This is a genomic window from Acidocella sp. MX-AZ03 (assembly GCF_027626035.1).
Classification (GTDB): Bacteria; Pseudomonadota; Alphaproteobacteria; order Acetobacterales; family Acetobacteraceae; genus Acidocella; species Acidocella facilis.
This window is the reverse complement of the sequence record NZ_CP110774.1, coordinates 2,504,268-2,516,406: the sequence shown is the minus strand read 5'-3', so window position 1 is coordinate 2,516,406 and position 12,139 is coordinate 2,504,268. Positions and strand designations below refer to the sequence as shown.

Below are 12,139 nucleotides of genomic sequence, written 5' to 3'. Positions count from 1 at the left end.
GGGGGCTTTTTTCAAAAAGCCCCCGAGACTTCACCCCAGCTTCGCCAGAATCTGATGATAAGCCCGCCCATGATACACCAGCCCCGACCCCGTCGGCCCGAGATGGATGGCCTGCACCTCGCAGAAGAACACGGTATGGGTGCCGACTTCGGTCTGTTGCACCACTTTGCAGTCCAGGCTGGCGGTGGCGGTCTCAAGCGCCGGGGCGCCGGTGGCGAGGCGGATCCAGCTGCCATGGCTGAAGCGCTCTTCCATGCCGAGATCGCCCTTGCCGGCGAAGATCGGGGAGAGCGCCTCATGCTCATGCGCCAGCACATTCACGCAGATGATGCCGGCGGTCTTGAAGGCCTCATATTGGCGGCTGGTCCGGTTGATGCAGACCAGCAGCGTGGCCGGGCTGTCGGTCACCGAGCACACGGCGGAGACGGTCATGCCGACATCACCTTGCGGGCCGCGCGTGGTGATGATGTTAACGGCGGCGCCCATGCGGGCCATCGCCTCGCGGAACAGGCTGGTATCTACGGCAGCGCTCATCGTTAAAATCCCCTGAAGCCGTCGGGTTTTAATCCTTACCCCTGGGCGGGCGCAAGCTGCGGCCGCGCTGAACGGCCTGTTCCCCAAACCGCAACCGCAACGCGTCGATGGCGTCCTGCCGGGCGCGGCGGCGCGGCGTTGAGGTGTCCGCCAGATCGCCCAGATCCGCCTGCGCGGCTGGGGCCAGCGGCGACGCGCCAATGCCGATGAGCCGGAAGCGCGGGCCGGTCGCCTCTGCGGCCAGCAGGGCCTGGGCGGCCTCGAAGATGGTCTCGGGCAGGCGGGTGGGGGCGGGCAGGCGCTGGCTGCGGGTGCGTTGCTGGAAATCCGCGGTTTTCAGCTTCAGCACCAGCCCGGCGGCGGCGACATCCTCGCGGTGCAGGCGCCGCCCCAGCTTCTCGCACAGCGGCCAGAGCGCGGCCTCCAGCGCGGTGCGGTCCGAGAGGTCGGTCTCGAAGGTGGTTTCGGCGCTGATGGATTTGCTCTCGCGCTCAGGCCGGACCGGGCGGGTATCCTCCAACCTGGCGCGGGCGACCAGCGCCATCCCCTCATTGCCGAGCCTGTTGGCCAAATGCGGCTCCAAAGCGGCGAGCTGGGCGATGGTGACGAGGCCCATCGCTTCCAGCTTTTTCACCTGGGCCGGGCCGATGCCAGGCAGCAGCCCGACCTTCTCATTGGCCAGCAGCTGTGCCGCCTCCTCGCCCAGCACGGCAAAGCCGCGCGGCTTGCCGCGCTCGGCCGCCAGCTTGGCCAGCATGCGGTTGCGCGCCAGCCCGATGGAGATGGTGATGCCGAGCTCCGTCTCGATCCGCCGCGCCAGCCGGGTCAGCACGATGGCGGGGGGCGCGCCGTGCAGCGCCTGGGTGCCGGAAAGGTCAAGGGCGGCTTCATCGATGGAGAGCGGCTGCACCAGCGGGGTCAGCGCCTCCATCATCTCCCGCACCTGGCGGGAGACGATGGCATATTTCGCCATGTCCGGGCGCAGCACCACGGCGTTGGGGCAAAGCTGCTTGGCCTTGAACATCGGCATCGCGGAGCGCACGCCATGGATGCGCGCGATATAGCAGCAGGTGGAGACGACGCCACGCACCCCGCCGCCGACGATCAAGGGTTTGTCGCGCAATTCCGGGTGGTCACGCTTTTCGACAGAGGCGTAGAAGGCATCGCAATCGATATGGGCGATGGCCAAGGTGAACAGCTCGGGGTGCGACACGATCCGCACCCCGCCGCATTTCATGCAGGCGGGGCCTTGGCAGATCGCGTCGCAATCGCGGCAGAGGGCGGGCATCTCAGCCCGCCCGCGGCGATGTTATTCGGCGGCGAGATGGATTTTCTCGTCGTCCGGATTGGCCGGGGAGGCCGGAATCTTGCCCTTGGGTTGCGGGTTTTCGATATAGTCGAACGGCGCCTCGTTCCAGGGGCCGCGTCCCTCCTCGCCCTGGCTGAGATTGAACACCACATCCACCGTGTCGTCCGGCTTGACGTTGCCGAACATCGGATCGTCGAGTTTGCCGATGGCGTCGAGCGCTTTCATGAACATGTTGGTGTGGGTGATTTCTCGGGTGAGCAGATGCGTCAGCGCGTCGATGGTGCCCTTGTCCTTGGTGCATTTCAGCAGCGCCTCGTAGGTCTGCCGGGCACCGCCCTCCGCCGCGATATTGGCGCGCAGATCGCGCACCACATTGCCACCTTCGTTGATATAGGTGGCGGTCCAGGCCGAGCCCTGGCTGTCGACAAAATGCGGGCCGATGCCTTTCATTTTGAAGAGCGGCGCCTCGTACACCTTGGTCTGGTCGAGCTTGGCGGTGTGCTGGGTGATCAGCTTGCCGACCATTTCCAGATGGTTGAATTCTTCCAGCGCGATATCCTGCAGCATGTCGCGCAAGGCCGGGTTTTCGACATGGAAGGACTGCACCCAATATTGCAAGGCGGCGGTGAGTTCGCCGGTGGCGCCGCCGAATTGTTCGAGCAGGAACTGGCCGAATTGCGGATCCGGCGTGCCGACATTCACGGGATAGAAGAGTTCTTTTCTGTGGTAGAACATGCTGGTGTCTCCTCGGGGTTTCGGAACCCTGAGAGTCGGCATCCGGTGCCGCCTGCGCAAGCATATTCGATGTCATGAAGTTGCTTTTAAGGACCTCGTTATTTTCAAACTTGGCTGTCATCGATGACATAGGAGGCGGTGAGGCCGCCATCGATCGTGTAGGCGGAGCCGGTAATGAAGCTGGCGTCATCGGATGCCAGGAATGCGACAAGGTTGGCGATCTCGGCGGGTTCAGCGAGACGGCCCATCGGGATATAGCGCCGGCGCAACGCCCAGGCCTCCGCATCCGCCAGAAACGCCTTCACCAGAGGCGTCGCGGTGGGGCCGGGGCAGATGGCGACGGCGCGCAGTTTCTGGCGGGCATAGATGATGGCGAGCTCACGCGTCATCGCCAGCACGCCACCTTTCGCGGCGGTGTAGGCGATCTGCGGAAAGGCGGAGCCAACCAGCGCGACGATGGAGGCGTTGTTGATGATCACGCCGTTGCCGGAGGCGAGCAGATGCGGAATCGCCGCCTTGCAGCAGAGGAAAACCGAAGTGAGGTTGGCGGCCAGGGTGGCGTTCCAGCTCGCGAGCGAGGTTTCCACCGGCCCGGCATCATCGTTGCGGCAGATGCCGGCATTGTTGAAAATCACCTCCAGCCCGCCGAAATGCCGCACGGATTGGGCGATCATCGCGGCGCAGGCGTCCTCTTTCGTCAGATCGCCCGCCACCGCGAGCGCCTCGCCGCCGCCCGCGCGGATGCTGGCGGCCACCGCTTCGGCGGCCTCCCCGCGCAGATCGGCGCAGACAACCCGTGCGCCTTCCGCCGCGCATTTTTCCGCCGTGGCGCGGCCAATGCCGCCCGCCGCCCCGGTGATGAAGACCCGTTTGCCCTTCAGACGCATGACATGATCGCTCGCAGCTGTCCGGCGAGAGTTTCGCCCGGCGCGAAGGCGCCGTCAAAGGCGGCGGAGCCGACGGTGAATCCATCCGCCCCGGCCGCGCGCAGGGCTTTGATGCGGGCCGGGCTGTCCACCCCGCCGGCGCAGATCAGCGCCGCACGCCCCAGCCCGTGCCGCGCGGCGCGCACCAGCGCAAGCGGGTCAGCCTCGGTGGCGCGATAGGCCAGTAGATCCACCCCGGCGCAGCCCTGGGCGATGAAATCGGCGCAATGCGTCTCCACCAGGGCTTCATCGCCGCGAAGCTGGGTGGGATGGCCGACGGGCGTGCCGGGGAAGGGGTAGTAGCCGATGCCGGTGCCCGCGAGCAGCGCCAGCGTGGCCGCCACCTCGGTGCCGCCGAGCAGCCGGTCCACCCCGATCGCCTTGCCGATCCGCGCTGAGTCCAGCGCGCTCTGCGGGGTGGTGGCGACCACTTCCAGATAAGAGACCGCCCCAGCGCCTTGATCCGCGCATTCAGCGTCCGCAGCGTCTTCTCATCCGCGCCGATATCCTTGAAGCCGATATGGCGCAGACCCAGCGGGGCGATCTCGTCCAGAACCGCCAGGCAGTCCGGCACCGTGCGGTCGTGGCGGGTGAGCATGAAGATGAAATCCATGCCCGATGCTGTCATTCCCGGACGGGGCGGGCAATAACCGGAGGGAATAATTTTTTCTTGCTCTGTCGCATGAAGGGCAGCTCGACGACGTGATGCAGCATGGCCGCGAGGAAGCAGGAGCCCAGCACCGCCAGCACCAGGAAGGCCAGGCTGAACCAGCCCGGATGCGCGGCCAGAGGCGGGCCGAGCCAGAGTGCGAGCAGCCGCTCCACCGGTTCGTTCACCAGATAAAGCGGGTAGGAGATGGCGCCGAGATAGAGCAGCCCCCGATTGGCCAGAAGCCCCCCCAGCTTTGGGTCTGCGCCAGCATCAGCGCCAGCCAGAGCAAGGCGGTGAGGGCGCGCTCCGGCGTGCCCAGCAGCGCCAGCAGGCAGAGCCCGGCCAGGCAGGCGAGAAACGGCGCGGCGCGGCCGGAGAGCAGCCAGATGCGGCTGCATAGCCCGAGCGCGAACCAGCCGGCCTGGGCGGGCAGGAAGGCGCGGGAGAATTCGGTGTGTGCCGGCAGCAGCGCATAGAGCAGCGCCACCGCGAGCAGCAGCGCCGCCAGTCCGCCCAGCCGCTTCGGCGCGGCGAGGCCGATCAGCAGATAGAACTGCCATTCGGTGGAGAGCGACCAGGCCGGGCCGAGCAAGGTCACCCAGCCATAAGGCAGCAGGCGGTCGGGGATGATCCCATGCAGCAAGGTCAGATGCGCCAGAAGATGCGCCCAGAGCGGCTGCGGCAGGCCGGGCGAGACGATCTCGCGCGCCGCAGCACCGGTCCAGGGCAGGGCGGAGAGCGGATCGCCCAGGGCTTCGATGCTGATCGCGGCGGCCAGCACCAGGAGATAGACCGGCAGCAGCCGCCGGGCGCGGGCCTGGATGAAGGGCCAGAAGCGGCCGCCATGCCGCTCCAGCGCGCCGGCGATCACCAGCCCGCTGAGGGCGAAGAACAGCTCCACCGCCGCCTGGCCATGGGCCAACAGGCGTTGCGCCCAGAGCGGGGCGGTGGTCAGCGGCAGGGCGTGGCTGAGCAGCACATACATCGCCAGCAGGCCGCGCACCCCATCGAGGCGTCGCATCCGTTGCATGATTGCAACCTAAACGCGAAATCAATTCGCGGCCAGAGCGTTATAAAAGTTTTTGGGCGGAGGCGGCAAAGGTTCCGCCGCTGTGCAGCAGCGGTGGAAAGCCGCCGGAGGGTGTGGCCCTTTTTTCAAAAAGGGCCACGAAAGGTTCGGGTGGTGGCAACGACTTTGCCACCGCCCCGAACCTCTTCGCCGCTTTTTTGAAAAAAAGCGGCACCAAAAAACTTTTGTTTTTTAGCGCTATTTCAGAGCGGCAGCAGCGCCACCAGCAGCGGTACGATAATCGCGGTGACGATGCCGTTCAGCCCGATCGCCAGCCCGCCAAAGGCGCCGGCGGTCTCGTTCAGCCGGATCATATGCGCGGTGGCGATGCCATGCGCCGCCGTCCCCGCCGCCAGCCCTTGCGCCTCCCAGGCCCGCACCCGCGCCGCCTTGTAGAGCGGCCCGCAGATCAGCGTGCCGAACAGCCCGGTGATGATGACGAACACGGCGGTCAGCGCCGGCAACCCGCCCAGCTGCTGCGCCACCCCCATCGCGATCGGCGTGGTGACGGATTTCGGCCCCAGCGACATCACCACCTCATGCGGCGCCCCCAGCGCCTTGGCGATGAGCATCGCGGACAGCGCCGCCACCAGCGAACCGGCGCCGAGCGAGACCAAAATCGGCACGAAATTGCGGCGGATGGCCGGCCAGTTGGCGTACATCGGCACCGCCAGCGCCACCGTGGCGGGGCCGAGCAGGAAATGGATATAGACCGCGCCGGAGAAATAGGTCTGGTAGCTGGTGCCGGTGAGCAGCAAGGCGGCCACCAGCATCGCCACCGCCAGCACGGTCGGGTTGCTGTAGGCCTTGTGGCCGGCGCGCTGGTCCAGCAGGGCGGCCACTTCCCAGGCGCAGAGCGTGGCGGCCAGGCCGAGCAGCGGCTGCGTCTGCAGATAGACCCAGACATGAAAGAAAGGCAGCGGCAGCAGCTTATGCATGGGGCTTGGCCTCGCGCCGGCTGAGGAACCATTGCATGGTCACCCCCGTCACCAGCAGCCCCAGCGTGGTGGAGACGGCGATGGCGACCAGAATGGCCACGGCATTTTCCCGCAAGGCCCCGAATTCATTGACAATGCCCACCCCGGCCGGGACGAAGAGCAGGCCAAGATATTTCAGCAGCCCTTGCGCGGTCTGGCGCAGATCCTCGCTCGGCGGCCCGAATTTCAGGAACCAGGCCAGCGCCAGGACCAGCCCGATGACCGGCCCCGGCACCGGCAGCCCCAGCCCTTGCTGGATGATGGTGCCCACCAGCTGGTACAAAACCAGTATTGTCAGCGCTCTGACCACTTAAGCTCTCCCAACGCCTTGGCGGACGGCCACGCCAGGGCCATGTTGCAATGCGATGCCACCGCTTGCCTAAACCGTGACGGAGCCAAAAACCATGCCCAGCTGGCAGTCTTATCTGGTCAACCCGCTGTTGCGCATCTTCGTCAAGCGCAAGTTGGCGCGATCCTTCACGCCGCAGCAGGCGCGGGCCGCCTTTGGCCGGCGCCCGCCGCAAGCGGTACCGGGTGTCGCCTTTACCGCGACGCAGGAGGGCGGCGTGCCGGGCGAATGGGCGCGCCAGCCGGGCCATGCCGGGCGGGTGATGCTGTATCTGCACGGGGGCGGTTATTTTGCCTGCTCGCCGGCCACGCACCGGCCGATCACCGGCGGCTTCGCCCGGCTGGGCTTCTCGGTCTTCGCCCCGGATTACCGGCTGGCGCCGGAGCACCCGTTCCCGGCGGCGGTGGATGACGCGCTGGCCGCCTATCGCGGGCTGCTGGCGGCGCATGGGGCGCACAGCCTGGTGGTGGCGGGGGACTCGGCCGGGGGTGGGTTGGCGCTGGCCTTGATGCTGGCGGCGCGCGAGGCCGGGCTGGAGATGCCCGCCGCGCTGGTGCTGTTCTCACCCTGGACGGATCTGGCCGCCACCGGCGCCTCGGTGAAGACCAACGCCCGGCGCGATGCCATGCTGATCGGCCATCGCATCGAGGAGGCGGCCAGCCATTATCTGGGCAAGGCTTCGGCCCGCAACCCGCTGGCTTCGCCGCTCTACGGGGATCTGCACGGCCTGCCACCGATGCTGATCCAGGTCTCGGACAGCGAGATCCTGCTGGATGATTCCACCCGCCTCGCGGCGAAGGTGCGCGCCGCCGGGGGCGAGGTGGAGCTGTCCATCTGGCCGGGGCTGCCGCATGTCTGGCAGATCAGCCAGAATTTCCTCCCAGAGGCGCGGGCTGCCCTGGTTCAGGCGGGCAGATTCGCGCGATCGGCCCTTGCATCGGCCTCCGTGCCAGCTTAAAAGCCGGGCCTTCCTCGCTGCCGGTCGGGATCGGTGGCTTTTTCGTATGGAGTTTACACGGTGAAAGCTAACATTCATCCGGACTATCACGAGGTCAACATCATCATGACCGATGGGACCGAATACAAAACCCGTTCCTGCATGGGCGTCGCGGGCGAGACCCTGCGTCTGGACATCGATCCGAAGTCCCACCCGGCCTGGACCGGCGTGCAGCGCGTGATGGACACGGGCGGCCAGGTCGCGAAGTTCAACAAGCGCTTCGCTGGGATCGGCACCCGCAAGGCGTAAGCGTACTCGCGAGGAGCGCTTACGGAAAAGCCGCCTTATGGGCGGCTTTTTTATTGCGCAAAAGTTTTTTGGTGCCGCTTTTTTTCAAAAAAGCGGCGAAAACGTCGGGGGTGGTCGCAACGGCGTTGCCACCGGTCCGAACCTTCGTGGGGACTTTTTGAAAAAAGTCCCCACACCCCAAAAACTTTTGCAAATTTTTCAAGATGTTGTTTCAGGCCTCGGCAATCAGCCGGCCGGCCTCCGCCATGCCGAGCGCCTGCAGGCTGCGCAGCGCCGCGCTCAGCCCCTTATTGAGCTGCTGGGCGCGCCGGTTGGCGGCGGCGGAGCGCTTGGCGAAGCGCCCCAGCGCCCCGCGCAGCGTCTCTGCCAGGCGGGCGGCCTCGCTCTGTTCGGCCTCGCGCAGCTGGATAGCGGCGGCGGCGAGATTGGCGGCGCCGAGATGGCCCATCATCGTCGCGATATCCGCGAAAGACGGCGCGGCATGGTTCAGCGCCTGCTCCAGCAGCGCCGCTTCCTGGGAAATCTCGTTCGGCTTGCCGCTCAGCATCAGCTGGTCCAGCCGTTGCAGTTTGGCGCTCAGATCCTCGACCAGCGCCAGCCCATCTTGCAGAATGACGCTGATGCTCGCTTTTTCGCTGAGCAAAGGCGGCAGTTCCACCGGCCGGAATTGCCCCGAGACACTCACGAGCCGGTCTCGTTCAGCACGGTGGAGATGGCCTGGGCGAGTGTCTCCGGTGAGACATTATAGGTGCCATTGGCCAGAGCCTGACGGATGGCGGTGACATTGGTCTGGTCGATGCCGCTGGAGGTGCGGGCGGCGGTGAGCAAGGCGGTGCCGGTCTGCGCGGCCTCGCTGAGGGTGACGCTATCCGTCTGCGCGGTTTGCGGGCTGGCGGCGGCGGTTGCCGGCTTGGCGGTCTGCACCGGCGGGGGCGCGGCGGCATCCGTGCCTTGCGGGCTGTAGGATTGGATTCGGCTGGTCATGCTGCCACCACGCTTTCGGGCTGGTTGGTCATCTCAGTGTCGAGCAGGGACAAGGCGGCGTCGAAATCCCGCAACGCCTCCAGGCTGTTTTCCGCATTGGCGCGCAGCAGGGTGAAGCGCAAGGCGGCATAGATGGTCATCAAGGCCGGGCCGAGCGTGCTGCCCTCCTGCGTATCCAGCACGCCGCTGAGCAGGGTCAGCAGCTCATCCGCGCGGGCGATCATCAGCGCCTTGGTGGGCTGGTCGGCTTCCTCGATGGCCAGGCGCGCCCGGCGGCCATATTGGCGCAGCGCCCGCCAGCCGGGCCGCAGCCAATGGATGCCGGGCGGGCCGTCAAACATCGCCGCGCGGTAGGTGATATTGATTGCATCCATGCTCATCTCATTCATGGTTTAGCCCGAGCTCGAAGAATTATTGCCGAGGAAAATACTGAGATAGGCCTGGGTGACGCTGGCGGAACTGGCCGAGGTTTCGGCGGCGGTATATTGTTTCTGCAGCTCGGTGATGGTGGCGGAAGCCTGTTTGCTGATCAGGGTGATCTGCTGCTGGATCGAATTGATCGCATCGTTCAGCGAGGAGGTTTGCGCGCTAATGAAGCCGGTGATGCTGCTGGCGCCGGTGGCGCTGGAGGCGGCGGCGCCGATGGCGCCCGTGGTGAGGTTGTCCAGGCTGGTATAGAGCTTTGAAACCAGCGTCTGCACCGCGGACGGGTTCTTGCTGAAGGCGGAGGAGAAGGCGGTGCTGCTGAAGCTCACCGTGCCGGCGCTGGTGAGGGTCAGCCCGATCGCCGCGGCGCTCAACCCGCTGGATTCCAGCGAGCTGACCGCGTTCATCAGCTGGTTTTTCAGATTCGCGGCGGAGAAATTGCCAAGCAGCACGCCGGATTTCGCGGAGCCGGAGGAGGCGGCGGTGCTGCTGGCGGTGCCGACATATTTGGTCTCGGTGCTGATCGCGGACAAGGCGGTGTTGAGGCTGTTGGCGACATCGAGCACGCTGCCGGACAAGGCGGTGGGCGAGGAGCTGACCGAGACGCTGGCATTACCGGAGCCGGCGAGGGAAATGGTGACGCCGGCGATAGCGCTGCCCAGGCTGTTGCTGGCGCTGGTGATGGGGATGCCGTTAAGGCTGAGGCTGGCATTCACCGCGCTCTGCGCCTTGATCTCGCTGCCCGGGCTGGCGCTGCTATAGGCGAATTGCGCCAGCGCGCCGGTGCCGGAGACGGAAAAGGCGGCGCTGGCGCCGGTGGCGCTGCTGTTGAACACCAGCCGCGCCCCGGCCGAGGTGCTGAGCACCGAGGCCTGCACCCCGCCATGCTGCTTGTTGACGGCGGCGGCGATGTCATTGAGCGTCATGCTGCCGGAGCCGAGCGAAATCGTCTCGCTCTTGCCGCTGGCCAGGGTGAAGGCCAGCTGCCCGGCGCCGCCCGAGAGCGTGGCATTGGATGAGCCGAGCAGGCCGGAATACAGCTCCTGCCCTTTGGCGAGGCTGATGCTGGTGAGATTATAGGTGCCGGTGGCGGCGGTGGCATTGGCGGTGGCGGTGGCGACCAGTGTGTTGTTGCTGGTGGCGGCGCGCGCATTGATGGTGGAAATGTTCTGGATGTGAACCAGACTGTCCGAGAGGCTGGAAATCGCCCCGCTGATGCTGCCCCAGGCGGAGATCAGCGCCTTGTCCGCGGCAACCTGGGTGCCGAGCGACGTGATCGGCGCTTCCAGCCTTTTGGTGACGGCGGATATATTGCTGTTGATCGCGGCGGAGCTGAGCGAGGAGACGGTCGACATCGTTCACCTTCATGGCCGGGTTGAAACGGAATTGGCCGGGGCAATTTGCCCCGGCCAGGTTAACCAATCGATTACGGCAGCAGGGAGAGATAGCTCTGCTGCAGCTGGGTCGAGTTCTTGAGCGCCGCCACGCCGGACTGCGCCTGGATCGTCGCCTGCGTCAGCTTGTTCGCCACCTGCGGGATGTTGGCATCCTGCACGACGCTGAGCGCGGTGGTGACGTTGGTGGCGGTGGTGTTCAGATTATTGATGTTGGCGGTGAGGCGCTGCTGCACCGCACCCAGCTGGCCGCCCTGATTATTGAGGCCGGCCAGAGCGTATTTGATGACGTTGATGGCATTGTTGGCGCCGGTGGTGGTGCCAACATTGATGCTGGCGAGCGAGGTGAGCGAGGCGGCGCCAGCCAGCTTCGCGGACCCGCTGACGCTGAAGGCGGCGCTGGACTGGAACTGCACCTGGCCTTGCTGCAGATCATTCGCGACGATGGCGGCCGCCGTGCCGGTCGTGGTCTTCAGCGAGCCGCTCGCCGCCGCCGTGGTGCCGACGGTCTTGAACACGATATTCTGACCATTCAGCTGCTTCAGGTTCAGCTTGCCGCTGGCGCTGGAGGCGACGATGCCGCTGGTGCTGGTCTGCTGGTTGATCTGCGAGACGACGCCCGAAAGGCTGGAGGCGTTTACCGAGATCGCCCCGCCGATCACCGTGCCCGCGGCACCGGCGGCGGAAGAGGCCTCGATCGAGAATTTCAGCCCCTTGGAGCCGAACGTGGTGGCATAGGTATAGTTATTGCTGGCCTGGGCCTGCACACCGGTCTTGCCGGCGATGTTGGTGGCTGCGGCTGCAATGTTGGCGGCGGATTCGCTCTTCGTGGTCGAGAAGGTGCCGGAGCCGCCGGTGGGGCCGTTCACCGTCACCGTCGAGCTGCCGAAGGCGCCGGTCGCCGCGGCGTTCACGGCCGCCGAGGAGGTGCCGCCGAAGGTGGAGGTGCCGGTGGCGGCGAAGGCGGTCCCGGCCGCCGTGGCGTACATGCCGATATTGCTGGCGGAGGTGTTGCCGATCGACAGATTCAGCGTCTGGCCCTCATTCGCGCCGACCTGGAACTGCACGCCGGAGAAGGTACCATCCAGAAGATTGATGTTGTTGAACTGAGTCTGCGAGGAGATGGTGGTGACCTGGCTGGTCAGCTGCCCGACCAGGGTTTGCAGCGATTGCGACTCAGCCGCCGTCTGCGTGCCGTTGGCGGCCTGCACGGCGATGGAGTTGAGCTGCTGCACGATGCCGATCTGCTGGCCGATGGCGCTCTGCGCCGTCTGCAGCAGGGAGACGCCCTGGTTGGCGTTGGAGGTCGCCTGGGTCAGGCCGTTGAGCTGGGAGGTGAAACCCTGCGCGGTGATATAGCCCGCCGGATTGTCAGCCGGAGAGTTGATCGACATGCCGCTGGCCAGCTGGCTCTGCAGCGAATTATTCGTCTGCGAGGTGGCGGCGATGGAGTTGAGCGCCGACAGCGCCCCGGTATTGGTGAGGATGGATCCGATGGCGGACATTAGGCAAAAGCTCCTTGGTTATGGTTGCCGTAC

17 protein-coding genes are annotated in these 12,139 nt (G+C 66.0%); 2 read left to right on the top strand and 15 right to left on the bottom strand.

The features are described 5' to 3' along the window. Nucleotides 1-30: 30 nt before the first annotated feature. From GT370_RS14005 to GT370_RS13965, 9 genes are all read right to left on the bottom strand, one after another. Entirely contained in the window at nucleotides 31-534 is a 504-nt protein-coding gene (locus GT370_RS14005; protein WP_008494006.1) for a flavin reductase, read from the bottom strand. 28 nt (nucleotides 535-562) lie between these two features. Further along, the gene (locus tag GT370_RS14000; protein ID WP_039885143.1) at nucleotides 563-1,822 is read right to left on the bottom strand and encodes a DNA polymerase IV; all 1,260 of its coding nucleotides are present in this window, start codon (nucleotides 1,820-1,822) and stop codon (nucleotides 563-565) included. Between the two features lie 21 nt (nucleotides 1,823-1,843). Continuing rightward, entirely contained in the window at nucleotides 1,844-2,578 is a 735-nt protein-coding gene (locus GT370_RS13995) for a manganese catalase family protein (RefSeq protein WP_008494008.1), read from the bottom strand. 104 nt (nucleotides 2,579-2,682) lie between these two features. Beyond that, on the bottom strand, nucleotides 2,683-3,465 hold the full coding sequence (locus GT370_RS13990; RefSeq protein WP_008494009.1) for an SDR family NAD(P)-dependent oxidoreductase: 783 nt from the start codon (nucleotides 3,463-3,465) through the stop codon (nucleotides 2,683-2,685). Beyond that, complete coding sequence (locus tag GT370_RS13985) at nucleotides 3,456-3,935, bottom strand: hypothetical protein (RefSeq protein ID WP_270183251.1); 480 nt, start codon at nucleotides 3,933-3,935, stop codon at nucleotides 3,456-3,458. The genes GT370_RS13990 and GT370_RS13985 overlap by 10 nt, the downstream gene beginning before the upstream one ends. A gap of 193 nt (nucleotides 3,936-4,128) precedes the next feature. Further along, entirely contained in the window at nucleotides 4,129-4,341 is a 213-nt protein-coding gene (locus GT370_RS13980; RefSeq protein WP_270183250.1) for a hypothetical protein, read from the bottom strand. Continuing rightward, nucleotides 4,338-5,177 carry an acyltransferase family protein gene (locus GT370_RS13975; RefSeq protein WP_270183249.1) on the bottom strand — a complete coding sequence of 280 codons (840 nt, stop codon included), beginning with the start codon at nucleotides 5,175-5,177 and terminating at the stop codon, nucleotides 4,338-4,340. Before GT370_RS13975 ends, GT370_RS13980 begins: the two co-directional genes overlap by 4 nt. Nucleotides 5,178-5,428: 251 nt before the next feature. Further along, nucleotides 5,429-6,163, bottom strand: a complete 735-nt coding sequence (locus tag GT370_RS13970) for an LrgB family protein (protein ID WP_008494013.1) — start codon at nucleotides 6,161-6,163, stop codon at nucleotides 5,429-5,431. After that, on the bottom strand, nucleotides 6,156-6,512 hold the full coding sequence (locus GT370_RS13965) for a CidA/LrgA family protein (RefSeq protein WP_039885146.1): 357 nt from the start codon (nucleotides 6,510-6,512) through the stop codon (nucleotides 6,156-6,158). Before GT370_RS13965 ends, GT370_RS13970 begins: the two co-directional genes overlap by 8 nt. Before the next feature lie 94 nt (nucleotides 6,513-6,606). On the opposite strand from GT370_RS13965, the gene GT370_RS13960 reads away from it, so the two are divergent. Next, the gene (locus GT370_RS13960) at nucleotides 6,607-7,509 is read left to right on the top strand and encodes an alpha/beta hydrolase (protein WP_008494015.1); all 903 of its coding nucleotides are present in this window, start codon (nucleotides 6,607-6,609) and stop codon (nucleotides 7,507-7,509) included. 60 nt (nucleotides 7,510-7,569) lie between these two features. Continuing rightward, nucleotides 7,570-7,797, top strand: a complete 228-nt coding sequence (rpmE, locus tag GT370_RS13955) for a 50S ribosomal protein L31 (protein WP_008494016.1) — start codon at nucleotides 7,570-7,572, stop codon at nucleotides 7,795-7,797. A gap of 19 nt (nucleotides 7,798-7,816) precedes the next feature. Here the strand turns inward: rpmE and GT370_RS13950 are convergent, their stop codons facing one another. The 6 genes from GT370_RS13950 to GT370_RS13925 all read right to left on the bottom strand — a co-directional run bounded on the left by GT370_RS13950 (nucleotide 7,817) and on the right by GT370_RS13925 (nucleotide 12,106). Then, nucleotides 7,817-7,999: a hypothetical protein gene (locus GT370_RS13950; protein WP_270183248.1), complete on the bottom strand. Its 183-nt coding sequence runs from the start codon at nucleotides 7,997-7,999 to the stop codon at nucleotides 7,817-7,819. A 9-nt stretch (nucleotides 8,000-8,008) separates the two neighbouring features. Next, a complete protein-coding gene (locus GT370_RS13945; protein WP_008494017.1) occupies nucleotides 8,009-8,482 on the bottom strand; it encodes a hypothetical protein in 474 nt (157 codons plus the stop codon). Then, nucleotides 8,479-8,781: a flagellar biosynthesis anti-sigma factor FlgM gene (flgM, locus tag GT370_RS13940; protein ID WP_008494018.1), complete on the bottom strand. Its 303-nt coding sequence runs from the start codon at nucleotides 8,779-8,781 to the stop codon at nucleotides 8,479-8,481. Before flgM ends, GT370_RS13945 begins: the two co-directional genes overlap by 4 nt. After that, the gene (locus tag GT370_RS13935) at nucleotides 8,778-9,155 is read right to left on the bottom strand and encodes a flagellar protein FliS (RefSeq protein WP_144052725.1); all 378 of its coding nucleotides are present in this window, start codon (nucleotides 9,153-9,155) and stop codon (nucleotides 8,778-8,780) included. The genes flgM and GT370_RS13935 overlap by 4 nt, the downstream gene beginning before the upstream one ends. Nucleotides 9,156-9,173: 18 nt before the next feature. Next, on the bottom strand, nucleotides 9,174-10,562 hold the full coding sequence (fliD, locus tag GT370_RS13930; RefSeq protein WP_008494020.1) for a flagellar filament capping protein FliD: 1,389 nt from the start codon (nucleotides 10,560-10,562) through the stop codon (nucleotides 9,174-9,176). Nucleotides 10,563-10,633: 71 nt separating this feature from the next. Next, nucleotides 10,634-12,106 carry a flagellin N-terminal helical domain-containing protein gene (locus GT370_RS13925; protein WP_008494022.1) on the bottom strand — a complete coding sequence of 491 codons (1,473 nt, stop codon included), beginning with the start codon at nucleotides 12,104-12,106 and terminating at the stop codon, nucleotides 10,634-10,636. Between the last annotated feature and the right edge of the window lie 33 nt (nucleotides 12,107-12,139).

What these genes read in the sequence shown, in the direction of transcription:
- GT370_RS13995 (WP_008494008.1), bottom strand. Translation starts at nt 2,578, where the DNA reads ATGTTCTACCACAGAAAAGAACTCTTCTATCCCGTGAATGTCGGCACG.
- GT370_RS13925 (WP_008494022.1), bottom strand. Translation starts at nt 12,106, where the DNA reads ATGTCCGCCATCGGATCCATCCTCACCAATACCGGGGCGCTGTCGGCG.
- GT370_RS13990 (WP_008494009.1), bottom strand. Translation starts at nt 3,465, where the DNA reads ATGCGTCTGAAGGGCAAACGGGTCTTCATCACCGGGGCGGCGGGCGGC.
- flgM (WP_008494018.1), bottom strand. Translation starts at nt 8,781, where the DNA reads ATGACCAGCCGAATCCAATCCTACAGCCCGCAAGGCACGGATGCCGCC.
- fliD (WP_008494020.1), bottom strand. Translation starts at nt 10,562, where the DNA reads ATGTCGACCGTCTCCTCGCTCAGCTCCGCCGCGATCAACAGCAATATA.
- GT370_RS14000 (WP_039885143.1), bottom strand. Translation starts at nt 1,822, where the DNA reads ATGCCCGCCCTCTGCCGCGATTGCGACGCGATCTGCCAAGGCCCCGCC.
- GT370_RS13970 (WP_008494013.1), bottom strand. Translation starts at nt 6,163, where the DNA reads ATGCATAAGCTGCTGCCGCTGCCTTTCTTTCATGTCTGGGTCTATCTG.
- GT370_RS13975 (WP_270183249.1), bottom strand. Translation starts at nt 5,177, where the DNA reads ATGCGACGCCTCGATGGGGTGCGCGGCCTGCTGGCGATGTATGTGCTG.
- GT370_RS13960 (WP_008494015.1), top strand. Translation starts at nt 6,607, where the DNA reads ATGCCCAGCTGGCAGTCTTATCTGGTCAACCCGCTGTTGCGCATCTTC.
- GT370_RS13935 (WP_144052725.1), bottom strand. Translation starts at nt 9,155, where the DNA reads ATGGATGCAATCAATATCACCTACCGCGCGGCGATGTTTGACGGCCCG.
- GT370_RS14005 (WP_008494006.1), bottom strand. Translation starts at nt 534, where the DNA reads ATGAGCGCTGCCGTAGATACCAGCCTGTTCCGCGAGGCGATGGCCCGC.